The following is a 26,078-nucleotide window of genomic DNA, read 5'->3' on the forward strand; positions in this document are numbered from 1 at the left end:
CCCGCCCAGCTACCAGCGGCTATGACTTCTGGTAGCCGGACGGTGTATTACCCGTTAGCGCGAAGGTTCGAGAACATCACGGCCGCCCAGGTACGGCTGGAGGGCCTTGGGAACGCGCACCGAACCGTCGGGCTGCTGGTGGTTCTCGAGGATCGGAATCAGCCAGCGGGTGGTCGCGAGGGTGCCGTTCAGCGTGGCCGCGGTCTGCGGCTTGCCGTTCGCGTCCCGGTAGCGGATGTTGAGCCGCCGGGCCTGGAAGGTCGTGCAGTTCGAGGTCGAGGTGACCTCGCGGTAGCGGCCCTGCGACGGCACCCAGGCCTCGCAGTCGTACTTGCGCGAGGCGCTCGATCCGAGGTCGCCGGCGGCCACGTCGATCACCCGGTAGGGAATCTCGACCTTGGCCAGCATCTCCTCCTCCATCGCGAGCAGGCGCAGGTGCTCCTCGGCGGCGTCCTCCGGCTTGCAGAAGGAGAACATCTCCACCTTGTCGAACTGGTGCACCCGCAGGATGCCGCGCACGTCCTTGCCGTACGACCCGGCCTCGCGCCGATAGCAGGACGACCAGCCCGCGAACCGCTCCGGGCCGCTCTCGAGGTCGACGATCTCGTTCGAGTGGTAGGCCGCGAGGGCCACCTCCGAGGTGCCCACGAGGTAGAGGTCGTCGGCCTCGAGCCGGTAGATCTCGCTCGCGTGCGCCCCGAGGAAGCCGGTGCCCTCCATCGACTCCGGCTTGACCAGCGACGGCGTGATCGACGGGACGAAGCCGTGCTCCACCGCCTGGGCGATCGCCATCTGGAGCATGCCGAGCTGGAGCAGCGCGCCGACCCCGGTCAGGAAGTAGAACCGCGAGCCCGAGACCTTGGCCCCGCGCTCGGTGTCGATCGCCCGCAGGGCCTCGCCGATTTCGAGGTGGTCCTTCGGGTTGTCGATCGCCGGGATGTCGCCGACCTCGCGCAGCACGACGAAGTCGTCCTCGCCACCGGCGGGGACGCCCTCCTGCACCACGTTCGGCACGGCCAGGTGGGCCTGGCGCAGCGCCTCGTCGGCCGCGCTCGTCTCGGCCTCGGCCGCCTTGACCTCGGCCGCCAGCTCCTTCGTCCGCGCGAGCAGGGCGGCCCGCTCGTCGCCGGAGGCCTTGGGCACCTGCTTGCTCAGCGATTTCTGCTCGGCCCGGATCGCCTCGAACCGCTGGGTGGCGGAGCGGCGCGCCTCGTCGGCGCGCAGCAGGTCGTCCACCAGCTCGGTGGACTCGCCGCGCACTCGCTGGCTGGCACGGATCCGGTCGGGGTCGTCGCGAAGCAGACGCAGGTCAATCACGATTGACGAGCCTACCGGCGACCGGGCCCGATCTTCATCCGGATAGGCCGTCCCCGTAGGACGTGAACGGCTTGGCCGGTGCGACCGTCAGGTCGAGCGGAGCGTCGGGCTGCTTGTCGTCGGTGGCCACCGGGCGGCGCCACGACCAGGGTTCGACCGGGCCGGGAACCTCGTCGTCGTCCACCGTGGCCGCCCGGCCCAGATAGCGCCCGGCCAGATAGAGCGAGGCCAGGGCCAGCGCCATGGCGGCCAGGGCGCACCAGATGCCCCGGCCGTAGGCCAGGGTGATCTGGTCACCGTCGAGGGCGATCTCGTAGACCCGGTCGATCGCGCCGCTGCGGTCGCTCAGCTCGGCCGCGAGCGCGATGAGCAGGCCGAAGGCCGTGCCGGCCGCGCTGAGGCCGGCCAGCCGTGCGTAGCGCCGGCCCGCGGGCGGGCCGAACATGGTCAGCACCATGGCCGGGATCACGAGGAAGAGGCCGAGCAGATAGCCGGTGCCCAGCGCGCCCAGGTCACCGATGTTCGCGGCGATCGCGTGCTGTCCCGAGTCGCCGCTGAGCACCTCGGCGTCGACGGTGGTGACCTGCCATTCGGAGAAGAGCGAGGCCAGGGCGGCCACGCCGGCCAGGGCGGCCAGCACCGGGACCACCCGCCGATCGCCGGCCAGCTCTCGGGCGAAGCCACTGGACCGCCATCGCCGGGTGGGTGGCTCGGGGCCGAACTCGACCACCGACTCGGCCGGGGCGACACCGAGGTCGATCGGCTGTTGCTGCGCGGGCATGTGAACCATGATGACGGGTGCGCAGGTCCCCCGGCCAGCGGCCGAACGATGGACTAGCGTTCTGGATATGCCTATTCGTACCGCAACCGCCCGCTGGCAGGGGAACCTCACCGAGGGTTCCGGCACGATCAAGACCGGCAAGGGTGGCATCCAGGGGAACTACTCGTTCAAGTCGCGCTTCGAGGAGGGCGAGGGGACGAACCCGGAGGAGCTCATCGGGGCCGCGCACTCCGGCTGCTTCTCGATGGCGTTCTCCAAGGCCCTCTCCGACGAGGGCTTTACGCCGAACTCGGTCGAGACCGTGGCGAAGGTGCACATGGACAAGACCGACGCCGGCTTCAGCGTCACCCGCATCGACCTCGAGACCGTGGGCGACGTCCCCGGCATCGACGACGCGGCCTTCCAGAAGATCGCCGTGGCCGCCAAGGAGGGTTGCCCGATCTCCCGGCTGCTCTCCCCCGGCGCCGAGATCACGCTCAGCGCCAAGCTGGCCTGATCCTTTCAAGGTCAAAGACCGGGGCGCTTGGTCGTACGTCGGATCGAGCGCCCCGGGCACAATGGGTGGCGTGCCGGTCGAGATGAGTACCGAACGCTTCGAGGAACTTGTCGGTGAGGCCCTCGACGAGGTGCCACCCGAGCTCATGCGCATGATGAACAACGTCGTGATCATGGTCGAGGACCTGCCGCCGGACGGCAGCGACGACCTGCTCGGCCTCTACGAGGGCACGGCGCTCACCGATCGCGGCTGGGACTACGCCGGCGTGCTGCCCGACCGGATCACCATCTTCCGCCTGCCGACGCTGAAGATCTGCGACTCCGAGACCGATGTGATCGACGAGGTCGCGATCACCGTGGTGCACGAGATCGCCCACCATTTCGGCATCGACGATCACCGCCTGCACGAGCTCGGCTGGGGTTAGACGCGCCCTCTTACCCTGGGCTCAAGGAGCCACAACAGGAGGACCTTCATGCGCAGTGAGCTTTTCTCGGCGGAGAACCTCGAGGTCGAGTCGGCCCAGCCCGGGCTGCGGCTGCAGAACTCCAAGCTGCTCAAGGCCGAGCTGAACGGCGAGTTCATGGCGCGGGTCGGCTCGATGGTCGCCTATCAGGGGCAGGTCCACTTCGAGGCGCTCGGTTCCGGCGGCATCGGCAAGTTCCTCAAGCAGAAGATGACCGGCGAGGGCGTGCCGCTCATGCGGGTGAAGGGCAACGGCGACGTCTTCCTGGCCGAGCGGGCGGCCGACATCCATCTCATCGACCTCGACCCGGGCGACGCGCTGTCGATCAACGGCGCGAACGTGCTGGCCTTCGAGTCGTCCCTGAAATACGACATCAAGATGGTCAGCGGCGCCGGCATGATGTCGAACGCCGGCCTGTTCAACTGCGTCTTCACCGGACAGGGCCGGATCGCGGTCACGACGCACGGCACGCCCGTGGTCCTCACGGTCGACCAGCCCACCTATGTCGACCCGCAGGCCGCGATCTGCTGGTCGGCCAGCCTGCAGACCGGATATCACCGCGCCGACCAGCTCGGCCTCGGCACGCTGCTGGGCCGCAGCACGGGCGAGCGTTTCACGATGAGCTTCGCCGGCCAGGGCTTCGTCGTGGTCCAGCCTTCGGAGGAGCCCCCCGGCGGCTTCGCCGGCCTGGGCGGAGGCAACCAGCAGAGCGGCGGCGGCGGAATCCTCGGCAACCTTTTCGACTAAGCGGTCTCGCCGCTCCTGATCTGAGACAGCCAGGCCGCGGAGTCGGCGAAATCGTTTGTGGCCAGGCCTCGCGGGGCGGCGACGGGGGACTCGGGGACCAGGCGGTGGCGGGCGTAGCTGCCCAGGAAGCGGACGTCGGCGCAGATGCGGCGCAGGCCCTGGAGGGCCTCGCCCAGCTGGGGCTCGGCCACGTGGCCGGTGCAGTCGAGGAAGAAGACGTACGTGCCCAGCTGCTCGCCGGTCGGGCGGGACTCGATGCGGGACAGGTTGATGCCACGCACGGCCAGCTCGGTGAGCACCGCCAGCAGGGCGCCGACCTGGTCGCGCCGGATCGAGACGGCCAGCGACGTGACATCGTCGCCGGTCGGCTCGGCCGGGCGGCCGGGGCGGGTGAGCAGCGCGAAACGGGTCACCGCGTCCGGGTGGTCGGCTACCTTGCCGGCCAGCACGGTCAGGTCGTTGCGGGCGACGCCGATCGGGGCGCAGAGCGCGGCGTCGTGCTCGCCGGCGGCCGCGCTGATGGCCGCGGCCGCGTTGGAGAGGACGTCGACGATCACCGCGTCGGGCGCGTTGGCCCGCAGCCAGTTGCGGCACTGAGCCGACGCCTGCGGATGGGCGGCGATCGTCCGGAGCGCGCCCAGGGGCGTGAGCTGCCGCGCGGCCAGCACGAACTCGACCGGCAGCACGACCTCGCGGGTGATCACCAGCGGGGCGCCGGTGACGAGCTCGTCGAGGGTGACCGGGATGGCGCCGCCGACCGAGTTCTCCAGCGGCACCAGCGCGGCGTCGGCGTCACCGGCGCGGACCGCCTCGAGCGCCTCGGGGACGCTGCGGGCGGGGCTGCGCAGCCCGCGCTCGGCCGCGGGGATCGTGCGCAGGGCGGCCTCGGTGAAGGTGCCCTCGGGGCCGAGGTAGACGAAGCGCGTAGGCGGCGTTCCGGGCATGACGGGAAGTCTAGGGCGTCAGAAGCCGCAGGCGAGCACGCGGATCCCGGGCGGCGCGCTGTTCTGCACCGGGTCGATGCAGACCTCCGAGCCGGCCGCCACGCGGGTGAGGGTGGTGCCCGATCCGGTGGCGACCACCAGGAACGGGTCCTCCTCCACACCTTTGAGCCCGAGAGCCGTGTACGACCACGTGCCCGAGCAGAGCGGTCCCTCCCGCACGACGAGGGCCATGTTCGCCATGCCCTCCTCCTTCTTGGCGAGGGCCACGATCTCCGCGCCGGTCGGCGCCGTGGTGCACTTCGGGGCGTGCGAGGGCGTCGGTGTCGGCGACTTCTCGGTCGGCGCGGTCGTGGGTGACGTCGTCGTCGCGATGGTGGCCGGCGGGATCGTGATCGTGGGATAGGCCGTCGGGTAGGTCGTCGGGGGCGGGGTCACGGGCTGGGTCGCCGGCGCGGGCAGGGCCAGCGAGGGGTCCAGCGGGACGGGCGCGGCGCTCGCGGTCGCGTACGTCGGTGAGGTCGGCTGCGGCTGCGGTGGCTCACCGCAGGCCGAGAGGAGCGCCGGCCCCAGGATGATCAGGGGAATTACGCGTGTGCGGGGGAACACCCGGACATGCTAAGCCCGATCCATCAGGACGCAATGCGATGACCGGCGGCGTGCAGAGTGTCCATGGCCTCGGTGAGGCGGACCGCCGGAACCAGCAGGTAGTCGGTCGTATAGGTGGAGAACGTCACAATGTTGACGCGCGCGTCGGCCAGCGGGCCGATGAGCGAGGCCAGGACGCCGGTCAGGGCGAGGTCGAGCGGCCCCACCACGCGCAGGCAGCGCCAGGCGGTGTCGGCCGTGGCCCCGTCGGGCACGCGGTCGCTGGGGCAGATGATCGACAGCTCCTCCGGCGCCCAGCTCAGCGAGATCACGCTCTTCTCGTCCGGCCCCTCGTTCAGCGAAGCAGGAATCGGTGAGCCGGCCGGAAGGCGGCACACCGCGTACTCCCCTGGTAGCAGGTCGAGATCGAGCATGAACGCAGACTACGTTTCGAGGTCATTTCTGCACATGCCCGAGTGGTGCGGTAAACACCACAGCGCCGCGGCGGCTAGTAGCGCACCGGGGAGAAGAACGTCAGCGACCCGGCCACGCGCTCACCGTCGAACAGCGGCGTGGCGATCGCGTCGACCGTCAGCGGCGGCTCGCCCGGGCTCGGCACGACGCGCAGAAGACCCCGGGCCAGGCGCTCGCTGCGGACCGCGAGCAACGGCGGGATCTTGTCGGCGTCGGACTCCTCGAGCTCGCCCGCGCCGGCCGTGAAGTCGATCAGGTGCAGCACCCCGCCGAGCGGTTTGCCGATCACCTCCGGCGGCTTGCCCAGCCCGAGCAGCTCCGCGGCCGAGGCCGAGAGGGCCTGGATGGTCGTGGAGTTGTCGATGATCAGGCACGGCTCGGCGGCGGCCGCGACGGTCGCCGTCCACCTCTCGAGACTGGGGACGAACTCGGCCTCGGACGGTGTGCGCGCCTGGGGGACGAACGCTCCGGAAAGTGAGAGTTCGACGTGCGCCACCCGGTCCTCCTCGCTCCTGCGGATCAACGGCGGCGCCGCGGCCCACGACCGGTCACCCGGGCGCTCGCCGCGGCGATGAAGCCGTCGACATTCAACCGCAAAGAACGTTACCGGCGTGCCGGACGCTTGTCAGCGGCCGTTTGTCCGTCAGCGTGCCAGCGATAGTCGCCGGCCGGGCGGTACGGAGCGTTGGCCCAGGTGGCCGGGTGGTTGGCCACGGCCGAGAGCTTGCCCGCGGTGGCCGGCGAGATGCGGGCGCCACCGGCGATCAGCAGACGGTCGAGCTCCTTGTCGGTGGAGACCAGCACCTCTTTGGGGAGGCCGTGAACGCTGATCACGCCGGATCCGACGAAGGTGAGCACGGGGGTCACGGGCACGCTCAGGCCGACCGCGGCGGACAGGGCCTTGCTGGCGCGGCGGGCCTCGCGGCGGGCCTCGGCCACGTACGCCGGGCGCTTGCCGTTGATCTGGACCACGTCGCCGGCGATGAGCACGCGGGCGCGGCCGTGGTCGGCGACGGTCACCGCGTAGACCCCACCGGGGCCGATCGCCAGGAATCCGGCACGGTCGTCGGCCGGGTCGGGCTCGTAGTGGCCCAGGGCGTCGGTGCGCGGCCAGTCGACGATGTGCCACGCCGGGCCGAGGCGGTCCAGGCGGGTGAGAGCTCGGTTACCCGCGGCCTCGAGACGACGGGCGTCGCGCTCGGAGCGGCGGCGCTTGAAGTACTCGGTGGGCGACGGGCGATTCGGTGCCTCCAGCGCCGCGGGCTGCGCGAGAGGGCGGTCGATGAGGCTGGTCGGCTTCGCGGGCAGAGCAGGGCGTGCTGGGAAGACAGTCACTTCGACCTCCGGCAAAAGGTCCTTCGGGCTCTCTTTTCACTACCGTAAGTGCTCGACCCCCTACGGAAGCAAGACACCAGGGCGGAAAGAAAGGGGAGTGAGTGGGGATGAATGCCGCATTCACGCATCGCGACTTCTTGCGGATGGTGCATCTTGGCGCCCGTTCCCCTGTTCGACTGGTTCTCGGACAAAGTTAGTCGGCGCGCCGGGTTCATGCACAGGTGTCTCATGATCTAGACAGAACGTCATCGAACAACCGCGAGGAGTGCTGGGAGATCGACTGGGGGGTACGGTCGGGCTGTGGCGCACTACGTCGACAGCGAGGTGGGCAGGCTCCGCACGGTGCTCCTGCACCGGCCGGGACCCGAGTTGGCCCGATTGACCCCCAGAAACAACGATTCGCTGCTGTTCGATGCGATTCCCTGGGTCGGGCGGGCGCAGGAGGAGCACGACGCCTTCGCGGCGGCCCTGCGTGAGCGCGGCGTGGAGGTGCTTCATCTCGGCGAGCTGCTGGCCGAGACGCTCGCCATCGCCGAGGCCCGCGAGGAGCTGACCGCCGGGGTGCTGGCCGACCGCCGGCTCGGCGACACCCTGCGCGACAGCGTGGGGCGCTACCTCGCCGATCAGGACCCGCGGCGGCTGGCCGACGTGCTGATGGCCGGGCTGGCCCACGAGGAGCTGAAACCGGGGCCGGGCGGGCTGGTCTACGAGCTCATGGACCGGCACGACTTCGTGATCGACCCGCTGCCCAACCTGCTGTTCACCCGCGACTCCTCGGTCTGGGTGCGTGACCGGGTGGCGGTCACCAGCCTCGCCATGCCGGCCCGCAACCGGGAGACGACCCTGACCCAGGCGATCTACCGCTACCACCCGCGCTTCGCCGGGGCCGAGCTGCTCTACGACCCCGGGCTGGAGCATCTCGAGGGCGGCGACGTGCTGCTGCTGGCGCCGAACGTGCTCGCCATCGGCGTCGGCGAGCGCACCACGCCGGCCGGCGCCGAGCGGCTGGCCCGGCGGGTTTTCGCGGCCGGGCTCGCGCACACCATCCTGGCCGTGCCGATCGCCCAGGAGCGCGCGACCATGCACCTGGACACGGTCTGCACGATGGTCGACGTCGACGCCGTGGTCATGTATCCGAACATCGCCGACACCCTCCAGGCGTACACGGTGAAGGCGGACGCCGACGGCGAGCCGCGGGCCCGCGGGCCGAGGCCGTTCCTGGAGGCCGCGGCCGAGGCGATGGGTATCGACCGGTTGCGGATAATAGACACCGGTCTGGACCCCGTCACCGCCGAGCGCGAGCAGTGGGACGACGGCAACAACACGCTCGCCATCGGGCCCCGGCTGTGTGTGGCTTATGAGCGAAATGTCGAAACCAACGCCCAGCTGGAGCGGGCCGGCATCGAGGTGGTGCGGATCAGCGGCAGCGAGTTGGGAAGCGGCCGAGGCGGCCCGCGCTGCATGAGCTGCCCGATCGAGCGAGAGCCCCTCGGCTGAGAAGCGGAAGCGGCTAAGAGCAGGTGACGCGGGAGACGATCAGCTCCGGCACCGGGGCCGGCCCCTCCACCAGGTCGGCCCGGTCGGGGAAGTCGAAGACGGCGATCTGGAGCTGCATCGGGTACTGCGGAGCCTGTTCGACGCGCTTGACGACCTCGCCGTCGATCGTGAAGGCCAGCGACTCCCGGCGCCACCTCACGCCGTACGCATGGAAGTCGGAAATGTCCAAGGAATGCGTGACGGTTCCCCACTCCTCGGTCAGGTGGGGGTCGCGAAAACGATGCAGGCCCATGCCGATCTCATGCGGGGCGGTGCCGAAGACCTCCATCACGCAGATCTCGCCGGAGAGCTCGGGCGCGATCTCGATGCCGGCCAGCCAGAACGCGACCATGGACCGCGGCGTGATGACGCCGCGCATGGTGATCTCCACGTCGGCGTAGACCGGTGTCGCCCCCCAGAACTCACCCTGCTCCTCGCGGACCTGAAGGCCGTCGCGGAACGGCTGCCCGCCGATCGTGCTGCCGACCGGCCCGGAGTAGTTGGCGCTCTGGATCCCCGAGACGCGCAGCGGCGTCTCGTGCACGCCCTCGGCCCACAGCGGCTGGCCGGCGGGGATGTTGAGACGAAGCTCCCCGCCGCCCACTTCGTAGGTCGCCTCGGATTGCGCGCGGGAACTCCAATGCGGCAAATACCACGGAACCCAGACAGAGCGGTCCAGCTCCGGAGAGGTGAACCGCTCGTCCAGCATGGTCAGCGCAAAGTCAGCTGGCGGCCGATGAGGCCCTGCTTGGCGCGGCGGGCGTCGGCGTCCAGCGGGCCCGTCTCGGCCAGGATGTCGGCGTAGCGCTTGGCGAAGTCGGCCAGCGGGGCCTCCCAGTCGGCGCCCTCGCCCTCGCCCGGGATGTCCCAGACGGGCACGAGCAGGCCGTGGGCCCGGAACATGCCGGCGAACTTCGTGTTCTCGCCCAGCAGCAGGTCGCCGGAGGCCGACAGGCGGGCCAGCGCGTCGAGCGCCTTGTCCTCCGCCTCGGGCAGCACCCAGCGGACGTGGCCCTTGTCGGGGGCGACCCGGCACCAGTACGCCGCGTGGGCGCTCTGCAGGCGCACCGTCGGATAGATGGAGGCGTTCGCCCGTTCGAGGGACGCCTTCACGTTCGGGTCCTCGGCCTGCTCGGCGTCGAGCCAGTACTCGAAGCCGTCGTGCATGGTGATCTCGAGGGGGCCGTCGACCAGCACGTCCTGGAGGCGTGGGCCCTCACCGGGCAGGGCCGGCACCGACACGGTGTCGCCGGGCTCGGTGCGCAGCGCGCTGAGGATCGCCACCGCGAGGTCGCGGGAGACGTCACCGGACTGGACGTGCCGCTGCAAGCCGATGAAGACCCGCCCGTCCTGGCGCGTCATCGCCGGCCAGGCCATCGGGAGCACCGTCGAGAGGGTGATCGGGCGGTCCCCGTACTCCTCGATGATCTCGGGCTTGAGGGTCAGCGGCGCCGACGCGGCCGGGACGAGCTCACGAAGCGCGATCCACTCCGGCTCGTCGGCCATGCCCTCGAACGGCCGGGCGACGAAGATGTCCCGCACCTTCTCGCGTTTCGGTGCGGACTGGCGTTGGTTGCGACGCTTGCTCACGGCGACACAGCCTAGGCGGTGAAGGGCCCCGTGTCTTTTCAGGCTCGCGGGAGACGGACCTCGGCCGTGGTGCCGCCACCCTCGCGCGGGCGCAGCGACACCCATCCGTGCTGGCGCTCGACGAGCCGCCGTACGAGGTAGAGCCCCAGGCCGGCGCCGGGGTGGTGCTGCCGGTCGCCGGACTCGCCCTGCCAGTAGCGCTCGAAGGCCCGCTCGACGTGCTCGGGCCTGATGCCGACGCCCCGATCGGAGACCCGGAAGCGCAGCGTCTCCTCGTCCACGCCGGCGCAGAGCTCGATCAGCGAGTCGGGCGGCGAGTATTTGCCGGCGTTCGTGGTCAGCTCGGTCAGGATCGTCGCGATCGAGTCTCTTTCCCCGTACGCCTTGGGGAGCTCCGCCGGAAGGTTGCCGGTCAGCATGCGCCGGCGCAGGTCGGCCGGCAGCTCCTCGACCGCGCCCCGCAGCGTCTCGGGAAGGTCGAACGGGCCGGCCGGGGAACCGCCGATCTCACCGTCGTCGCTGGCCGCCGAGAGCAGGCGGTCGACCAGGCGGGCCAGCTCGCCGGCGCGGGTGCCGATGATCCGCACCGCCTCCTGACGGCCGTCCTCGCCGAGCGACCCCCAGTGGTTGGTCAGCGTGTCGGCGTACCCCTTGATGACCGTGACCGGGGTGCGCAGCTCGTGGCTGGTGACGGCGACCCAGAGGTCGCGGGCGTCCTGGCGGGTGGAGCTGTGCACCGGCAGGCCCGCGCGGGCCGCGTAGAGCCGCCCCACGTGCGCGGCGAGCAGCTCGAGCACGGCGTGGTGCTCCGGGCCGGGCTCACCGTCGTCGTCGCCGAAGTAGACGTGCAGGGAGCCGACTATCGCGTCGCCGACCTCGCAGCGGGCGCCGAGCATGCGGCGCAGGTCACCGCCCTCGACGTGCTTGGCGAACTCGTCGTTCAGCGAGTCGAGGGGGATGAGCAGCGTGCGGCCGCCGCGGAGGCGGGAGTCGGCGCGGTCGACCCGGCGGCCGATGGCGGGGGCGCAGGCGCCGGTGGCCGCGATGATGCGGCCGTGGTCGGGCGCGTATTCCGCGAAGCCGGCGCCCCGCCCGCCGAGCGCCTCCTGGGCCAGCCGGACGACCTGTTGCAGCGTGGGCAGCCCCGTCTCGCCGTCGTTGATCCGGTCGAGGAGGGCGATCTGACCTCGCGTCAGCGCGCTGTAGTCGGGGCGGTCCGGCATGCTTGCGAGTGTGCCTCGCTTCCCTGTTTTTGGGCAGGGCCGCGAAGTGGTGTACGTCACATTTCGGCGAGACGGTCGAGGACGAAGCGCGGCCGGTCGGTGATCACCCCGTCGACCCGCTGCTCCAGCACCAGGTCGAGGTCGGACTTCTCGTTGACCGTCCAGACGTACGCCTGATGGCCGGCGGCCCGGATCGCGGAAATCAGGCCCGGGCGCGCCCGCACCAGCCCGACGCCCGGCCCGGCGATGCGCGCGCCGAACGGCAGACGGCCCCGGGTCACCCCGACCCCCGGCGGCAGCAGCTCGACCAGATAGACCGTCGGGATGGTCGGCGCCTGGGCCCGGATGCGGCGCAGGGCCAGCGCCGCGAACGACATCACCGTCACCCGGACGGGGTCGCCGGGGCGCTGCTCGGCCAGCCCGTGCCGGTGCAGCATCTGCACGAGCCGCCGCTCGACCTCGGCGCCGTAGCGTGACGGATGCTTGGTCTCGATGAGTAGCCGCACCTGCCGGCCGCTGTCACGCACCGCTTCCAGCAGCCGGTCGAGGGTGAGCAGCCGGGTCAGATCGGGCAGCGGTTCCTCGTCGACCGGATAGCCCGGATGCCACGAGCCGAAGTCGAGCGAGTCGAGCTGGGCCAGGGTCTTGGTGCTGACCAGGCCGCGGCCGTTGCTGGTGCGGCCGAGCCGCCGGTCGTGCACGCAGACCAGGTGGCCGTCGCGGGTCAGCCGGACGTCGCACTCGAGCCCGTCCACACCGTCCTTCAGCGCCTGGAGATAGGCCCCGAGGGTGTGCTCGGGCAGCGCGTCACCGCCGCCACGGTGCGCGAAGACCAGAGGACGGTAATCGGGGTTCACAGGACGCTGGGTGGCTGACCGTTCTCACTGACGACCTCGCGGCCGGAAGCCGCCCAGGACTTCATGCCGCCGTCGAGGTTGCGCACGTTGTCCCAGCCGTTGCCCATGAGGTACGACACGACCTGGCCGGAGCGGCCGCCGGAACGGCACACCACCACGACCTCGACATCGGTCGGCACCTCGGCCACGCGGGCCGGGATCTCCATCATCGGGACGTGGTGGGCGCCGGGCGCGTGGCCCGCCGCCCACTCGTCGGGCTCGCGAACATCGAGAAGGTAGGCGCCGTCCTCGACCTCGACGGCGGTCACGCTGGGCACTTGGGGTCCGAACACGGCATTAAGCGTACGGGGGTCAGCCACCGGTGGTGGCGGTCGACCCCTTCTTCAGGTTGGCCGACATCCACTCGGTCATCTGGTCGGACGCGACCGCCTTGTAGAGCCCCAGCGCCTTCTCCCGGTCGGAGACCACCACCGACTGACCGCCGATGGTGTCGGCGCCCTTGTTGGGGCTGGTGATGAAGGTGAGGTTGTCGCCGCGGACGCCGCGCAGCTCGGAGGCCATGTCGGTCAGCGAGAAGTCGTTGTCGACGGTGACGGCGGCCGTGACCGCCTTGAGGAACGAGTTCAGTTTGCCGGGGTTGGTGATCGTGCCCGAGCTCGTCGCCTTCGCCATCAGGGCCTTGAGGAACTCCTGCTGGTGCTGCATGCGGGCGAAGTCGCCGCGGGCGAACTGCTTGCGCTGGCGCACCCAGTCGAGCGCCTGCTCGCCGTTCATGTGCATCATGCCCTTCTTGAACACCCGGTGCGGCTTGTGGATCGACGTGATGGTCTGCTCGACCTTCAGGTCGACGCCGCCGAGCGCGTCGGTGACCTCTTTGAAGCCGCCGAAGTCGATCGCCATGACGTGGTCGATCTTGACGTCGGTCATGCACTCCACGGTGTGCACGGCGCGGGGCAGGCCACCGAAGGCGAAGGCCGCATTGATCTTGGCGCGGCTGCCGTCGGAGCACTCGGCGTCGTTGCTCTTGGGAATGGTCACCCACAGGTCGCGGGGGATCGAGATGAGCTGGGCGCTCTTGTGGTCCTCGGGGACGTGCATGAGGATCAGCGTGTCGGCCCGCCACTTGCCGGCGCCGTCGTCCTTGGCGTCCGGGTCACGGGAGTCGCTGCCCACCAGCAGGATGTTCTGCGCGCCCTCGATCGCCTTGGCCGGGCGGTCGGTCGATATGCCGGAGAAGGCGTCGGTGCGCTTGAGGTCCTGGTCGAGGTTGCGGGCATATCCGTAGAGGGAGATGCCGGCGATGACCGCGATGATCAGGAGCGCCAGACCGGCCAGCAGGGCGATGCGCTTCCAGCGCGGCCGCGGGCGGTTTCCCCGGTACGAGTTGCCGCTGCCCCCGCCACCGGCGGGCGGGCGGCCACCGCCGCCACCGCCGCTGCCACGGGGCGGCCAGTCCTCTCCCGGCCCGGACGGGCGTGACGGACGTGCCGTGGCCCGGCCCGCGGGCGGAACGGAGGCTCTTCCCGACTGATTGCCGTACGGAGAGGTGGGAGCAGACATGAAAGCAAGGTTACGGACCCCGCGCCCGTTCGCCTCGTCTTAACGGGCGACGCGGCACGAAGGGGGGAGAGGACTCCTCTCCCCCCTTCATATTTCCCCAGGTCAGTGCGCGCCGTGTCCGGTTAGCGACCGGACCTCGAGCTCGGCGTACTTGTCGGCGTCGGTCTCCTTGGAGATGACCGTGCCGATCCAGCCGGCCAGGAAGCCGGCCGGGATCGAGATGAGGCCCGGGTTCGACAGCGGGAACCAGTGCCAGTCGTGGTCGGGGAACATGGCCGTCGGCGAGCCGGAGACGACCGGCGAGAAGAAGACCAGGCCCACGGCCACGATCAGGCCGCCGTAGATCGACCAGATCGCGCCGGACGTGTTGAACCGCTTCCAGAACAGGCTGTAGAGGATCGCCGGCAGGTTGGCCGAGGCGGCCACCGCGAACGCCAGCGCCACCAGGAAGGCCACGTTCAGGCTCTGCGCGAAGATCGAGAGCGCGATCGCCACCGCGCCGATGACCAGGGCCGAGATGCGGGCGACCCGCACCTCGTCCCGCTCGGAGGCCTGACCGCGCTTGATGACGTTGGCGTAGAAGTCGTGCGCGAGGCTCGACGACGAGGCCAGCGTCAGGCCGGCCACCACGGCCAGGATCGTGGCGAAGGCGACCGCCGCGATCACGGCCAGCATGATCGCGCCGCCGGTGTCACCGCCGAAGTAGTCGATGCCGAGCGCCTGGGCGAGCTGCGGCGCCGCGGTGTTGCCGGCCTTGTCCTGCGCGGTGATGTTCTTGCCGCCCACCAGGGCCGCCGCGCCGAAGCCGAGGGCCAGGGTGAACAGGTAGAAGGTGCCGATGATGCCGATCGCCCAGAGCACGCTCTTGCGGGCGATCCGGCTGGTCGGCACGGTGTAGAACCGGGTCAGGATGTGCGGCAGGCCGGCCGTGCCGAGCACCAGCGCGATGCCCAGCGAGAGCAGGTCCATCTTGCTGTAGAAGGTGGCCGAGGCGCTCGCTGTCTCGACGCCGTAGCGCAGGCCCGGCTCGAGGAAGGCGTCGCCCTTGCCCGACTGTGCGGCCGCGTCACCGAGCAGCTCGGACAGGTTGAACTTGTAGTGCGCCAGCACCAGGATCGTCATGAGCAGGGCGCCGGTCATCAGCATGAAGGCCTTGACGATCTGGACGTACGTCGTGCCCTTCATGCCGCCGACCACGACGTAGACGATCATCAGGGCGCCGACCAGGATGATCGTGGCGACCTTGGCCGTGTCCGCGTCCATGCCGAGGAAGGTGGCGCCCGGCTTGATGCCCAGCAGCAGCGAGACGAGCGCGCCGGCGCCGACCATCTGCGCGATCAGGTAGAAGATCGACACGACGATGGTGGAGACGCTGGCCGCGGTGCGCACCGGCCGCTGGCGCATGCGGAACGCCAGCACGTCGGCCATCGTGTAGCGGCCCGAGTTGCGCAGATATTCGGCGACCAGCAGCAGCGCCACCAGCCAGGCGACCAGGAAGCCGATCGAGTAGAGGAAGCCGTCGTAGCCGTAGAGCGCGATCAGGCCGGCGATGCCCAGGAAGGACGCCGCCGACATGTAGTCGCCGCCGATCGCCATGCCGTTCTGGAAACCGGAGAACTGGCGGCCACCGGCGTAGAAGTCGGTGGCGGTCTTGGTCTGCCGGCTGGCCCAGATCGTGATCCCCAGGGTGATCGCGACGAAGACCAGGAAGAGCGTGATGGTGAGCCCGCGCGAGGAGGAGGCGGTGGCCTCGGCGGCGAGGAAGTGCGGTTCCATCAGGCGTCGCTCCCCTTGTCCTTGTCGCCGCCGCTTTCGATCTCGTCGTAGATCTGCTGGGCCAGCGGGTCGATCTTCTGGGCCGCGTAGCGCGAGTAGTACCAGGCGATGAGGAACGTCGAGAGGAACTGGAGCAGGCCGAAGACCAGCGCCACGTTGATGTTGCCGACGATCTTGGTGCTCATGAAACCGCGGGCATACGCGGAGAGCAGGACGTAAAGGGCGTACCAGAGGAAGAACGCGGCCGTCATCGGGAAGACGAAGCTGCGGACTATGTGACGCAGCCTTCCGAACTCCTCGGACTGCTGGACGGCCACGTACCTCTCGGCGGAGGTCGAGGGCACTTCGGTAGTCACCGGGTTTCACCACCTTCGGGTGGGGCGGACTTTCCGGCAACGTACGGAGATTGCGGGCCGGTCACTGACCCCTGGTCGGCCGTTGCGCCGAGTGGCCGTCTGACTGCGCCCAACGGGTCACAACTCCCGGTACCTCCCTCGATAGTGGATCAGCGGTCCGGCCGGGGAATCGACGGTGATCGTCTCGATCACGGCCTCGACCAGCAGCGCCCAGCCGCATTCGCGCGACGACTCGATCCGGCAGCCGGCCCAGGTGCCGTGCCCGGCGGGCACCGGGCCGTAGTCGGTGTCGATCCACTCATCGGACGCGAAGAGCCCGCCGGGCGCGGGCATGAGGCCGGCGAAGCGGTCGGCGAGCTGCCGGTCGGCCGGTGTCAACGGGACCACCGCGAACCGGCCGCTGGTCTCCGCCGCGTCCCAGAAGTCGCTCTCGTCGTCGATCAGGCCGAGGACCCGGCCCGGATCGCCGTCGGCGATCAGCGCCGACGAGACGGTCAGCCCGGCCGGTCCGGGCGTGGTCCAGAGGGTGACCGGACTGGCCAGCCGGCCGCGCAGGCGCCGGACCGCGGACTTCTCCTCGTCCGGGGTGGCGAAGGGATCGGTCGAGTGAATCGTCACGCCGACCATTCTGGCTTTGCTTACAGAAGGTGCACGACTCTATCCGCCAACATTGATCAACAACTATCTTCCTACGGGAGGAGGTCGCCCGTGCATCAGCAAGTGCAGTTGCACCCGGGAGAGGTACTGCTCGTCGGCGCCGACGCGAGTGTGCAGTTCGAGGGCGCCCGGGCACTCACCTTCCGGCTGATCCGGGTGGACACGCGCAGCACGTACGACGGCTGGCTCTGGCTCGAGGGATACGTGCTCGGGCCGACCGGCGTGGCGCTGCAACGCCGCCGCATCTTCGTACGCCGTGAGGGTCTTCGCCCCGCTCTCTGAAAAGTTCCTGGATGTAACGTGTGCCAATGGAAGAGGCGTTGCCGCGTCCCGGCGAGGTCATCTACGTGGGCGGGGCGGCCAGCGTCCAGTTCCAGGGCGAGCGGGCGCTCACCTTCCGGGTCATCCGTGTCGACCCCCGGCTGACCTACAACGGCTGGCTCTGGATCGACGGCTACGTGCTCGGGCCGACCGGCGAGGCGGTCGAGCGGCGAGTGATCTTCGTACGGCAGGACGGCCTGGTCAAGCGGCGTTGAGTCACCGCCCGGCGGTGACCGCGGCCAGCACCTCGGGCATGCGTCTGTCCAACGTGTCCCCGGCGACGCCGGAGCCGATCAGATAGGCCGCGCAGCCGTAGGCGGCGCCGACCGGCAGGCCGATCCACAGCCAGACGTCGCCGAGGAAGAAGCCGACGATCAGCAGCGGCGCCGACACCACCACGGTGGCCGCCATCGCGCCGAGCGTGAGCAGGCCCTTCGCCACGCCACCGCCCGAGGAGACCGCGAACGGGCTGGTCGTCTCGGGCAGCGGATAGGCCGCGAACACGGAGATCGGCAGGACCACGCCGAGCCCCACCCCGTAGGCCGCGAGAAGCCCGCCGAGCAGCGCGGCGATCGCCTCCGGCCGCCCGCCGCCCACCAGTGCCACCACGACCGCGACGACCACCAGCAGCGGGACCGTGAACAGGGCGTGCGCCGCGGCCCGAGAGTGGATCTCGGTGGGGCCGGGCACGCCCGCGGTCATGTTCGCCGCGTACGCGCTGCCCTCGTAGCCGAACTGGTTGGCCAGCGCGATCGCGGCCAGCGCGCCCACGAACAGCGTCATGGGTCCGGGCGATCCGCCGCTCATCGAGATCGAGAGGGGCAGGAAGAGGCCGACCACGGTGAAGGTGATCAGCGAGGCGCGCCGCCGGGTCTCCCGCAGCCAGTAGCGGACCTCGCGCGCGACCAGTCCGCCGAAGCGGGTGGCCGGCAGCCGCCCGAACAGCAGGCGGCCGACCGGCGATCTCGTCTCGGTGGCGCCGCCGCCTCGCCCACTGCCGGCGGCGCCGAGCATGGCCCGTTCCAGGGTCGCGCTCCACCACCACAGCAGTCCGGCGACGGCCAGGGCGACGATCAAGAGCTTCAGGGGTACGGCCCAGAGACGCCCCGCCGCGACGTCGAGCCCCACCGACCACGGCGCGCCGAGCGGGGTCCACCCGGCGATGTCGGCCACCGTGCCGAACGCCGCCCAGTCGGCCCGCTCCAGGCCGGCCAGCACGGCCAGCTGCAACGGGCCGAGCAGCGCGGCCGTCACGGCGAGCAGGATCACCGCCAGGTCGCGCGAGCGCCGCGACCGCAGCCCGGTGGCGAACGCGCTGGTCACCGCCCGGCTCACGGCCACACAGAGCAGCAGCCCGCCGACGACCCCGGCAACCTGGGTCAGGGCCGCTCCGGCCCCGCCGAGCTGCGCGGCCGTGCTGACCGTCCCGGCCGTCGCGACCACTGTGGCCACCGCCGGCAGCCCGACCAGCGCGGCGGCGAACAAGCCGGTGATCAGGGTGCGGCGGCGCAGCGGGAAGAGCGCGAAGCGGGCCGGGTCGAGCGACTCGTCCACGCCGAAGAAGACCAGGGGCAGCACCACCCAGCCCAGCACCAGCGCCGCCCCGCCGAGCGGCAGCAGCGTGGCCGCCGCCTGCTCGTCGCCGAGGACCCCGGGCACCGCGAAGATCGCGTATCCGGCGACCGCGAAGACGCCGGAGAACAGCAGACCGGTCACGAACAGGGCGATGCGCCCGGGCCGGCCGCGCAGCCCGTTGGCGATGAGCCGCAGCTTGAGCCGGACGAACGGCAAAGGTGACCCGGGCGGGGCGGTGGTCACAGCCACGCCAGCTCCGAGCCGGTGCCGACGCGGGCGCCGACGACCTGGACGAAGACCTCCTCCAGGGAACGGTCGCCGCGCACGGCTTCGAGCGTGCCGTGCATCCGCAGCACGCCGTCGGAGAGGATGGCCACGTGCGAGCAGAGCCGCTCGACCACCTCCATGACGTGGCTCGAGAAGATCACCGTGCCGCCGCCGGCCACGTACCGCTGGAGGATGTCCCTGATCCGCGCGGCCGACACCGGGTCGACCGCCTCGAACGGCTCGTCGAGCACCAGCAGCCGCGGCGCGTGCAGCAGCGCGCAGGCCAGGCCGATCTTTTTGCGCATGCCGGCCGAGTAGTCGACCACCATCGTCTTGTTGGCGACGCCGAGCTCGAGCACGTCGAGCAGCTCGCGGGCCCGCTGGTCGACGGTCGCGGCGTCCATCCCGCGGAGCAGCCCGTGATAGGCGAGGAGCTCGGCGCCGGTGAGCCGGTCGAAAAGGCGTACGCCATCAGGGAGAACACCGAGCCGGGCCTTCGCCGCGGCCGGGTCGGCCCACACGTCGTACCCCAGAAGGAAAGCCTGACCGGCGTCGGGCCGGAGGAGACCGACGGCCATCGAGAGGGTCGTGGTCTTGCCGGCGCCGTTGGGGCCGAGCAGGCCGTAGAACGAGCCGGCCGGCACGTCGAGGCTGACGGCGGAGACGGCCAGCTTGGTATCGAAACTCTTGACCAGGCCGCGGAGCGACATGGCCGCCGGCGGTTGGTCACCCGAACGTTGCGCCGGCACGGTCATGTTTTCGAAAGTAGCAGGTCATGACACCCGCAACGACTCCGGCGCGTGCAGGCGGAGCATGGTCGCCCCGACATCGGGCGGCACCCGGCGGCCGGTCAGCAGCGAGCCGGTGACCATGACGAAGAAGGCCAGCGGCACGGTCCACGCGGCGGGCTCGCCGATGAACTCGGCGAACCATCCGTCCAGCGGCGGGCCGAGCACGGTGATCAGGACGGCCGCCATCGAGGCGCCGCCGCCGATCAGGATGCCGGCGATCGCGCCCACGTCGGTCAGCCGCCGCCACCAGATGCCGAGCACGAGCAGCGGGCAGAAGCTCGACGCCGCGACCGCGAAGGCCAGGCCCACCACCCGCGAGACGTCCATGTTGGAGGCGTAGATCGACAGCACGATGGGCACGATCGCGGCCAGCACCGTGGCCAGGCGGAAGTCGCGGACCGAACCGCCCCGGCCGGCGTGCAGCACGTCGGTGAAGACCACGCCGGCCACGCTGGTCAGCAGGCCGGAGGAGGTGGAGAGGAAGGCGGCGAGCGCGCCCGCGGTGACCAAAGCGGCCAGGAGCCGGCCGAGATGACCGCCGCCGAGCGCGGCCTCGGGCAGCAGGAGGACGACCGCGTCGGTGCGGCCCGTCATGAGCAGCTGTGGTGTGTAGATGCGCCCGAGAACCCCGTACAAAGTCGGCAATAAATAGAAGAGCCCCACGAGACCCAGCACGACCAGGGTGGTGCGACGGGCCGAGGCGCCGTCCGGGTTCGTGTAGAAGCGCACGAGCACGTGGGGCAGGCCCATGGTGCCGAGGAAGGTGGCCAGGATCAGGGAGTACGTGGCGAAGAGCGTGCCGTCGCCGCCGGGCAGGAGCCAGTCGGCGTCGAACTGGCTGTCCACGGTGCTGACGACCGGAACCTCTTCGCCCTTCTGATACGTAAGTTCCTGTCCCTTTTGTACGGCTTGGCCGTCGATCACCGCGTCCTGCTCGACGACGACCGTGGTCGCGGCCGGGAAGACCGTGGGAGTGACCTCGGGGCGGCCGTCCGACTGCCATTGCAGCACCAGGAAGATCACCGGGACGGCGAGCGCGGTCAGCTTCAGCCAGTACTGGAAGGCCTGCACGAAGGTGATCGCCCGCATGCCCCCGAGGGCCACGTTCGCGGTCACCACCACGCCGACCAGCAGGGCGCCCCAGACGTACGAGCCGCCGGTGACCGTGGTGAAGGTGAGCCCGGCGCCCTGCAACTGCGGCACCAGGTAGAGGCAGCCGATGAAGACGACGAAGACGCTGGCCAGCCGGCGCAGGGTCAGCGAGCCGAGCCGTACCTGGCAGAAGTCGGGCAGGGTGAACGCGCCCGAGCGCCGCAGCGGCGCGGCCACGAACAGCAGCAGGGCCAGATAGCCCGCGGCGAAGCCCACCGGGTACCAGAGCACGTCGACGCCGTAGCGCAACACCAGGCCGGCGACGCCCAGGAAGGACGCCGCCGACAGATATTCACCGCTGATCGCGGCCGCGTTCCAGGCCGGGCTCACCGAGCGCGAGGCGACCAGGAAATCCGAGGTCGTCCGGGCGAAGCGCAGCCCGTAGACGCCGATGCCGACGGTCACCAGCACCACGACCACCAGGCCGGGGACGACGTACGGGTTCACCGTTCGGGCCGGCGGATCACGGCGATGAAGTCCTGCTCGTTGCGCTCGGCCCAGCGCACGTAGGCCCAGCCCACGACCAGCAGGAACGGGAACGCGGCCACGCCGAGCAGCACCCACGGCAGATAGATGCCGAAGATCTTGAACTCGGCGACGCCGGGCGCGGCCACGAACAGCAGCGGCAGCGCGCCGAGCGCGATCACCACGACCAGCGCGAGCCGCAGCGCGAGCGCCAGCTGGGCCCGCATCAGGCCCTTGACCAGCGCCTCGCCCACCGGGGTCTGTTCCGCGAGGTCGGTGCGGGTCCGGTCGGCGGGGCGGCTGCGGGCCGCGACTTCCCCGAGCACGACCCTCGTCCGTCTGGGGGTCTCGTCATCGGGGGTCATGCCGGGAGTCTGTCCGCCCCGGACAGGATGTCAAGACCCGCAACGGGCATTCGGGTCGATCAACTGGTGCGCCCGCTCCCGGCCCCAGTTCCAGCTGCGCCAATCGCCGCTCCGGATGTCGATCTGGGCGATGACGCAGTTCCGGCGGTCGCCGGGCATGTCGATCAGGGCCGGCACGGCGTCGGGCGAGAGGTTCTGGAGATAGACCAGGTCGATCTCCCGGCCGTTGGCCGGGTGGATGTTGCGCTCGGCGATCAGCGCGTCCGGGTTGGCGGCGGCCAGGCCGAGCAGGGCGAGCACTCCGGCCGCGATGGCCACTCGCGGCAGCCAGGAGGCTTTTATCCGTACGCCGGCGAGCAGCACCAGGAGCAGGGTGAAGACGACCCAGAGCTCACAGCAGAAGACCAGCAGGCGCAGGCGGGTCAGGCCGTACTCGGCGGTGTAGATGGTCATCCGGTTCAGGGCGGTCGCCGCGATGACCAGCGTGAGCGTGGTCAGCGCGCCCAGGATGACGCGGATCAGCAGGCGGTCGGCGGGCTTGTCCCGGGGCGCCCAGCGGGCGGCGCCGGCCAGCACCACCAGGGTCAGGGCGGTGACCGCGCTGAGCTGGAAGAAGCCGTTGCGGGCGGCGTTGGCGTATTCGGCGACCACGAAGTTGCCGCCGAACAGCACGACGGCCTGCACGCCGACGAAGGCGCCGAACAGCATCGTGAGCAGGAACAGCGGGATCGCCCACTCCCAGCGGCGCACCTTGCGGCCCTCGGTGGTGTCCAAACTCGACAGGTTGGGTGGGGCGCTCGTCAGGAAGGCGGCCCCGCCGACGATCATGGTGGCCAGGCCGCCGATGAAGACCCAGCGGAAGATCGAGGCGCCGTTGAGGTCGGGCATGACCGCGTCGATCGCCTGCGAGAAGTAGAGGTCGGCCGAGGCCAGGAGCGCGCCGAAGGCCACGAGCAGCACGACCGAGACGATGGCGGTGGCGGCGACGCGCATGCTGGCGCCGCGGCTCAGCCCTCTCCGCAGCCAGGACAGGGCGCGGAAGGGCGCGACGACCGACATCGTGTATCCGGCGAAGATGCTCCGCATGGAACGGCCGCCGGCCAGTGCGAGGGCGGCGGTCAGCGTCGCCGTCACCAGGCAGAGGGCGAAGAGCCAGCCGGCCGCGCGCAGGGTGCTGACGGCGAGCAGGGCCACGGTGGCTGTCGACCAGGCGAGGCGCTCCGGGCTCAACCGGGGTTTCGGCAGCACATCCGAACGAGTGCTGTTGTCACCGATAGCCCGTGGGCGGGCCGGCGCGAGCCGGGCCACGACCAGGGCCGCGACCGCCGCCAGCGCGCTGACCAGCCAGCCTACGCCGGGTGGGCCCAGCGGAAGGCTGAACGCCACCACGCCGGCGGCGGCCAGGACGGCGCCCGCCGTGGCGCCGCTCGCCGGGAGGCCCGGGCCGGGCCATTGCCGCCACCAGGGCGCGGCGGACGGCCAGGGTCCGTGAAGAGGCCGTGTCTTCCAGTCCGGTGGGTTCGTGGTGATGGACATGGCTCTACCTCCGTGAGGGCAGCATCGACCGGCCCGCCTGGTCAGCCAAGCGGGCTTTGTGAGGTCTTGCTCAAAGTGGCAACGTCACCTGGATGTGGCAGCCGGGACGGCCGCGCTCGGGGTCGACCACGGCGATCGTGCCGCGGTGCATCTGCACCACCCAGCGGGCGATGGCCAAGCCGAGGCCGGTGCCGCCGCCGGCCGGCCGTTCGCCGCGGGTGAACCGTTCGAAGACGCGGTCGCGTTCGCCGGGCGGGATGCCCTCGCCCTCGTCGGCCACCGAGACGAGCAGGTGTTCGCCGCGGCGCTCGGCGCGCACCTCGACGGTGCCGCCGGGCGGGCTGTGCCGGGCCGCGTTGTCGACCAGGTTGGCGAAGACCTGGTGCAGCCGCTGCCGGTCGCCCGGCACGACGATCCCGGGCGATGTGACCTTGAAGAGCACGTCACGCCCGGCCCCGGCCGCGTTGACCTCGGCCTCGCGCACCACGTCGTGCAGGAAGGCCGATACGTCGATCGGGTGGCTGGCCAGCGGTGTCACCCCGGCGTCGACCCGGGACAGGTCGAGCAGCTCGGTGACCAGGCGGCCGAGCCGCTCGGTCTGGGCCAGGGCGGTCCGCATCATCGCCGGATCGGCCTCGGCCACCCCGTCGACGATGTTCTCCAGCAGGCCCTGGAGGGCCGTGATGGGCGTACGCAACTCGTGCGAGACATTCGCGATCAGCTCGCGCCGCTGCCGGTCGGCCGCGCCCAGGTCGGCCGCCATCTGGTTGAAGGCGGCGGCCAGCTCGCCGACCTCGTCGGCCGAGGTGGCCCGCACCCGGCGGTCGTAGTCGCCCTGCGCCATGGCCCGGACCGCCGTGGTCATCTCCCGCAGCGGGGACGTCATGCCGCGGGCCAGGAACTGCACGATGATCACGCCGATGACCGTGGCGGTGACACCGGTCCAGATCGGGAACCAGCCCAGCCACAGGTAGAACCAGACCAGACCGCTGAAGCCACCGGCGAACAGCACCATGATGATCTTCATCTTGATCGACCGCACCGGATCGAGCGGGCGGGGCAGTTTCAGTTTCACCGTTCCACCTCGAGCGCGTAGCCCACCCCGTGGACCGTGCGGATGAGGTCGGAGCCCAGCTTGCGGCGCAGGCCCTTGATGTGGCTGTCGACCGTCCTCGTGCCGGAGGCGTCGGCCCAGCCCCAGACGTCGGCGAGCAGGCGCTCGCGCGGGAGGACCGTGCGCGGGTGCGCGGCCAGGTGCACCAGCAGGTCGAACTCGGTCGGCGTCAGATGGGCCTCGACACCGGCCCGGGTCACCCGCCGCTCGGCCTGGTTGATCTCGAGGTCACCGAAGCGGAGCGACGCCGGCTTCTCGGGTTTCGTCTTCGTGGCCCGGCGCAGCAGCGCGTGAACCCGGGCGGCCAGCTCGCGCATCGAGAACGGCTTGACCATGTAGTCGTCGGCGCCGACGGCGAGACCCACCAGCAGGTCGGTCTCGTCGTCGCGGGCGGTCAGCATGAGGATCGGCACCGGGCGCTCGGCCTGAATGCGGCGGCACACCTCGAGGCCGTCGAAGCCCGGCAGCATCACGTCGAGCACGATGGCGTCGGGTGGCGTACGCCGTGCGGCCTCGACCGCCGACGGGCCGTCGCCGGCCACCTCGACCGTGAAGCCCTCGGCCCGCAGCCGCGCCGCGACCGCCTCGGCGATCGTCTTCTCGTCCTCGACGACCAGGACCCGTCGCTCCGTCTCCACGGCCCCCACCTTTCCTCGTCGTGGCGGCCGGTGCGCCCCCGTGACCCACCGGCCGACGGCGGTGAGCCTATTGATCATCCGTGCGGGCCGGGCGCGGAGATTGTGAACAACCTGTGGAGATCAGAGTAGCCACGGACATTTTCGCGGGCCCGAGCGTTTCCCCCATAACCGTATTTAAACGGTAAAGGGGGATCAGTTGGACATCATCGATCCGTTGGTCGGTGCGCTGGTCGCACAGGTCATCAACTGGATGGTGGCGGAACTGCCCGGCCTGCGCATCCGCCACTTCGACCTCCGCATCACCTGGCGGTCTTCTTCGGATGACGCGCCGTGACGGCCTTCGACGCGTTCTATCGGGAGAACTTCCGGTGGCTCTTCGCCCGGATGAGGGTGGAGGGCCTCGGCGAGCAGGACGCCGGGGACGTGGCCCAGGAGGCCATGCTGCGGCTCTACCGGCAATGGTCCGAACTGGACCGGTCGTCGGAGCCGGCCCTGAAGACGTACGTGCTGACCACGGCGAAGCGGATCCGGGTGGATCGGGCCCGTCATGCCGTACGGCAGCGGACCGGCCTGACCAGGATGGCGCCCCTCGTGCGGGTCGCCGAGGACGACGCGTACGGCGGAACCGAAGCCCTCGATGTTCTGCGCGTCCTGGACGGGCCGGCGCGCGAGGTGATGTCGCTGCTCTACGACGGCCTGCGGATCGGGGAGATCGCCTCGCTGCTCGGCCGCAACCCCTCGACCGTGCGATCACAGCTGCAGAAAGCCCGCGAGACCCTGCGGCCCTTGTTGGCCCGTCAGAAGGAGATGGATCATGGCCGATGAGGTGCTGACGCCGGAGGAGCGTGCGCTCTTCTCCCGGGCGGAGGCGGAGGCGCTGGCCGGCTTGTCGTTCGACTTCGAGGCGGGCCTGGCCGACTTGAGGAGGTCGGCGGCCTGTGTTCCACGCCAGCGCAGGGGTCCGGAGCTGCGGGCACGCGCCGGCGTGGTCGCGGCGGTGGTGATCGCGGCTTTCGGGGTGACATACGGCTTCCAGCAGGCGACGACGGGCGCCGTGGTCTTCACGGAACCTTTGCCGACGCCCCCGCCACCGTCTTCCAGCGCGGCGGCCTCGCCTCCGGCGGGCGGCTCGGTCAGGTTTCCTTCATTCGCCGGCC

Annotated in this window: 31 protein-coding genes; 8 read left to right on the forward strand and 23 right to left on the reverse strand. The window is 70.7% G+C overall.

Features of this window, described 5'->3' with window-relative positions; genetic code table 11:
- Positions 1-54: 54 nt before the first annotated feature.
- Both serS and ACFY36_RS33455 read right to left on the reverse strand, forming a co-directional pair.
- Positions 55-1,317 carry a serine--tRNA ligase gene (gene serS, locus ACFY36_RS33450; protein ID WP_499749917.1) on the reverse strand — a complete coding sequence of 421 codons (1,263 nt, stop codon included), beginning with the start codon at positions 1,315-1,317 and terminating at the stop codon, positions 55-57.
- A 34-nt stretch (positions 1,318-1,351) separates the two neighbouring features.
- Entirely contained in the window at positions 1,352-2,098 is a 747-nt protein-coding gene (locus ACFY36_RS33455; protein WP_499749918.1) for a hypothetical protein, read from the reverse strand.
- Between the two features lie 67 nt (positions 2,099-2,165).
- On the opposite strand from ACFY36_RS33455, the gene ACFY36_RS33460 reads away from it, so the two are divergent.
- From ACFY36_RS33460 to ACFY36_RS33470, 3 genes are all read left to right on the forward strand, one after another.
- Entirely contained in the window at positions 2,166-2,594 is a 429-nt protein-coding gene (locus tag ACFY36_RS33460) for an OsmC family protein (RefSeq protein ID WP_097325388.1), read from the forward strand.
- A gap of 61 nt (positions 2,595-2,655) precedes the next feature.
- Positions 2,656-3,018, forward strand: coding sequence for a metallopeptidase family protein (locus ACFY36_RS33465; RefSeq protein WP_499749919.1), 363 nt, complete (start codon positions 2,656-2,658; stop codon positions 3,016-3,018).
- Between the two features lie 48 nt (positions 3,019-3,066).
- Complete coding sequence (locus ACFY36_RS33470; protein ID WP_499749920.1) at positions 3,067-3,804, forward strand: AIM24 family protein; 738 nt, start codon at positions 3,067-3,069, stop codon at positions 3,802-3,804.
- Here ACFY36_RS33470 and pheA read toward each other — a convergent pair.
- The 5 genes from pheA to ACFY36_RS33495 all read right to left on the reverse strand — a co-directional run bounded on the left by pheA (position 3,801) and on the right by ACFY36_RS33495 (position 7,142).
- Positions 3,801-4,748, reverse strand: coding sequence for a prephenate dehydratase (gene pheA, locus ACFY36_RS33475; protein WP_499749921.1), 948 nt, complete (start codon positions 4,746-4,748; stop codon positions 3,801-3,803). The genes ACFY36_RS33470 and pheA overlap by 4 nt on opposite strands.
- Before the next feature lie 18 nt (positions 4,749-4,766).
- Positions 4,767-5,354: a hypothetical protein gene (locus tag ACFY36_RS33480; protein WP_499749922.1), complete on the reverse strand. Its 588-nt coding sequence runs from the start codon at positions 5,352-5,354 to the stop codon at positions 4,767-4,769.
- A gap of 23 nt (positions 5,355-5,377) precedes the next feature.
- Complete coding sequence (locus tag ACFY36_RS33485; protein WP_498656101.1) at positions 5,378-5,767, reverse strand: ACT domain-containing protein; 390 nt, start codon at positions 5,765-5,767, stop codon at positions 5,378-5,380.
- A gap of 74 nt (positions 5,768-5,841) precedes the next feature.
- Positions 5,842-6,303, reverse strand: coding sequence for a PAS domain-containing protein (locus ACFY36_RS33490; protein ID WP_498693389.1), 462 nt, complete (start codon positions 6,301-6,303; stop codon positions 5,842-5,844).
- 107 nt (positions 6,304-6,410) lie between these two features.
- The gene (locus ACFY36_RS33495; protein ID WP_097325493.1) at positions 6,411-7,142 is read right to left on the reverse strand and encodes a hypothetical protein; all 732 of its coding nucleotides are present in this window, start codon (positions 7,140-7,142) and stop codon (positions 6,411-6,413) included.
- 300 nt (positions 7,143-7,442) lie between these two features.
- Between ACFY36_RS33495 and ACFY36_RS33500 the strand changes: the two genes are divergently transcribed.
- Positions 7,443-8,639, forward strand: coding sequence for an arginine deiminase (locus tag ACFY36_RS33500; RefSeq protein WP_499749923.1), 1,197 nt, complete (start codon positions 7,443-7,445; stop codon positions 8,637-8,639).
- Positions 8,640-8,652: 13 nt separating this feature from the next.
- Here the strand turns inward: ACFY36_RS33500 and ACFY36_RS33505 are convergent, their stop codons facing one another.
- The 9 genes from ACFY36_RS33505 to ACFY36_RS33545 all read right to left on the reverse strand — a co-directional run bounded on the left by ACFY36_RS33505 (position 8,653) and on the right by ACFY36_RS33545 (position 16,667).
- Positions 8,653-9,387, reverse strand: a complete 735-nt coding sequence (locus tag ACFY36_RS33505; protein WP_499749924.1) for a glycoside hydrolase family 16 protein — start codon at positions 9,385-9,387, stop codon at positions 8,653-8,655.
- Between the two features lie 2 nt (positions 9,388-9,389).
- Complete coding sequence (locus tag ACFY36_RS33510; protein ID WP_499749925.1) at positions 9,390-10,268, reverse strand: DUF5926 family protein; 879 nt, start codon at positions 10,266-10,268, stop codon at positions 9,390-9,392.
- A gap of 38 nt (positions 10,269-10,306) precedes the next feature.
- Complete coding sequence (locus tag ACFY36_RS33515; RefSeq protein WP_499749926.1) at positions 10,307-11,491, reverse strand: sensor histidine kinase; 1,185 nt, start codon at positions 11,489-11,491, stop codon at positions 10,307-10,309.
- Between the two features lie 56 nt (positions 11,492-11,547).
- Positions 11,548-12,348: a glycerophosphodiester phosphodiesterase gene (locus ACFY36_RS33520; RefSeq protein ID WP_499749927.1), complete on the reverse strand. Its 801-nt coding sequence runs from the start codon at positions 12,346-12,348 to the stop codon at positions 11,548-11,550.
- On the reverse strand, positions 12,345-12,680 hold the full coding sequence (locus ACFY36_RS33525) for a rhodanese-like domain-containing protein (protein WP_499749928.1): 336 nt from the start codon (positions 12,678-12,680) through the stop codon (positions 12,345-12,347). The genes ACFY36_RS33520 and ACFY36_RS33525 overlap by 4 nt, the downstream gene beginning before the upstream one ends.
- A 19-nt stretch (positions 12,681-12,699) precedes the next feature.
- On the reverse strand, positions 12,700-13,908 hold the full coding sequence (locus ACFY36_RS33530) for an LCP family protein (RefSeq protein WP_499749929.1): 1,209 nt from the start codon (positions 13,906-13,908) through the stop codon (positions 12,700-12,702).
- 102 nt (positions 13,909-14,010) lie between these two features.
- Entirely contained in the window at positions 14,011-15,684 is a 1,674-nt protein-coding gene (locus tag ACFY36_RS33535; RefSeq protein WP_499749930.1) for a monocarboxylic acid transporter, read from the reverse strand.
- On the reverse strand, positions 15,684-16,040 hold the full coding sequence (locus tag ACFY36_RS33540; protein WP_499749931.1) for a DUF485 domain-containing protein: 357 nt from the start codon (positions 16,038-16,040) through the stop codon (positions 15,684-15,686). The genes ACFY36_RS33535 and ACFY36_RS33540 overlap by 1 nt, the downstream gene beginning before the upstream one ends.
- 117 nt (positions 16,041-16,157) lie before the next feature.
- The gene (locus tag ACFY36_RS33545; protein WP_499749932.1) at positions 16,158-16,667 is read right to left on the reverse strand and encodes a flavin reductase family protein; all 510 of its coding nucleotides are present in this window, start codon (positions 16,665-16,667) and stop codon (positions 16,158-16,160) included.
- 81 nt (positions 16,668-16,748) lie between these two features.
- On the opposite strand from ACFY36_RS33545, the gene ACFY36_RS33550 reads away from it, so the two are divergent.
- Both ACFY36_RS33550 and ACFY36_RS33555 read left to right on the forward strand, forming a co-directional pair.
- A complete protein-coding gene (locus ACFY36_RS33550; RefSeq protein ID WP_342751598.1) occupies positions 16,749-16,979 on the forward strand; it encodes a hypothetical protein in 231 nt (76 codons plus the stop codon).
- A gap of 26 nt (positions 16,980-17,005) precedes the next feature.
- Positions 17,006-17,233, forward strand: a complete 228-nt coding sequence (locus tag ACFY36_RS33555) for a hypothetical protein (protein WP_499749933.1) — start codon at positions 17,006-17,008, stop codon at positions 17,231-17,233.
- A 1-nt stretch (position 17,234) separates the two neighbouring features.
- Here ACFY36_RS33555 and ACFY36_RS33560 read toward each other — a convergent pair whose 3' ends face one another.
- The 7 genes from ACFY36_RS33560 to ACFY36_RS33590 all read right to left on the reverse strand — a co-directional run bounded on the left by ACFY36_RS33560 (position 17,235) and on the right by ACFY36_RS33590 (position 24,921).
- A complete protein-coding gene (locus tag ACFY36_RS33560) occupies positions 17,235-18,842 on the reverse strand; it encodes an ABC transporter permease (RefSeq protein ID WP_499749934.1) in 1,608 nt (535 codons plus the stop codon).
- Positions 18,833-19,615 carry an ABC transporter ATP-binding protein gene (locus tag ACFY36_RS33565; protein WP_499749935.1) on the reverse strand — a complete coding sequence of 261 codons (783 nt, stop codon included), beginning with the start codon at positions 19,613-19,615 and terminating at the stop codon, positions 18,833-18,835. The genes ACFY36_RS33560 and ACFY36_RS33565 overlap by 10 nt, the downstream gene beginning before the upstream one ends.
- 18 nt (positions 19,616-19,633) lie before the next feature.
- Positions 19,634-21,250, reverse strand: a complete 1,617-nt coding sequence (locus ACFY36_RS33570) for a sodium/solute symporter (RefSeq protein WP_499749936.1) — start codon at positions 21,248-21,250, stop codon at positions 19,634-19,636.
- Positions 21,247-21,633 carry a DUF485 domain-containing protein gene (locus ACFY36_RS33575; protein WP_499749937.1) on the reverse strand — a complete coding sequence of 129 codons (387 nt, stop codon included), beginning with the start codon at positions 21,631-21,633 and terminating at the stop codon, positions 21,247-21,249. Before ACFY36_RS33575 ends, ACFY36_RS33570 begins: the two co-directional genes overlap by 4 nt.
- A 30-nt stretch (positions 21,634-21,663) precedes the next feature.
- On the reverse strand, positions 21,664-23,169 hold the full coding sequence (locus ACFY36_RS33580; protein ID WP_499749938.1) for a DUF4153 domain-containing protein: 1,506 nt from the start codon (positions 23,167-23,169) through the stop codon (positions 21,664-21,666).
- A 70-nt stretch (positions 23,170-23,239) separates the two neighbouring features.
- Complete coding sequence (locus ACFY36_RS33585) at positions 23,240-24,244, reverse strand: HAMP domain-containing sensor histidine kinase (protein ID WP_499749939.1); 1,005 nt, start codon at positions 24,242-24,244, stop codon at positions 23,240-23,242.
- Positions 24,241-24,921, reverse strand: coding sequence for a response regulator transcription factor (locus ACFY36_RS33590; protein WP_499749940.1), 681 nt, complete (start codon positions 24,919-24,921; stop codon positions 24,241-24,243). Before ACFY36_RS33590 ends, ACFY36_RS33585 begins: the two co-directional genes overlap by 4 nt.
- Before the next feature lie 196 nt (positions 24,922-25,117).
- On the opposite strand from ACFY36_RS33590, the gene ACFY36_RS33595 reads away from it, so the two are divergent.
- Both ACFY36_RS33595 and ACFY36_RS33600 read left to right on the forward strand, forming a co-directional pair.
- A complete protein-coding gene (locus ACFY36_RS33595; protein ID WP_498693363.1) occupies positions 25,118-25,255 on the forward strand; it encodes a hypothetical protein in 138 nt (45 codons plus the stop codon).
- Positions 25,252-25,746, forward strand: a complete 495-nt coding sequence (locus ACFY36_RS33600) for an RNA polymerase sigma factor (protein WP_499749941.1) — start codon at positions 25,252-25,254, stop codon at positions 25,744-25,746. The genes ACFY36_RS33595 and ACFY36_RS33600 overlap by 4 nt, the downstream gene beginning before the upstream one ends.
- Positions 25,747-26,078 lie beyond the last annotated feature (332 nt).

This window comes from Actinoplanes sp. NPDC000266, assembly GCF_042899005.1.
Lineage (GTDB): Bacteria > Actinomycetota > Actinomycetes > Mycobacteriales > Micromonosporaceae > Actinoplanes.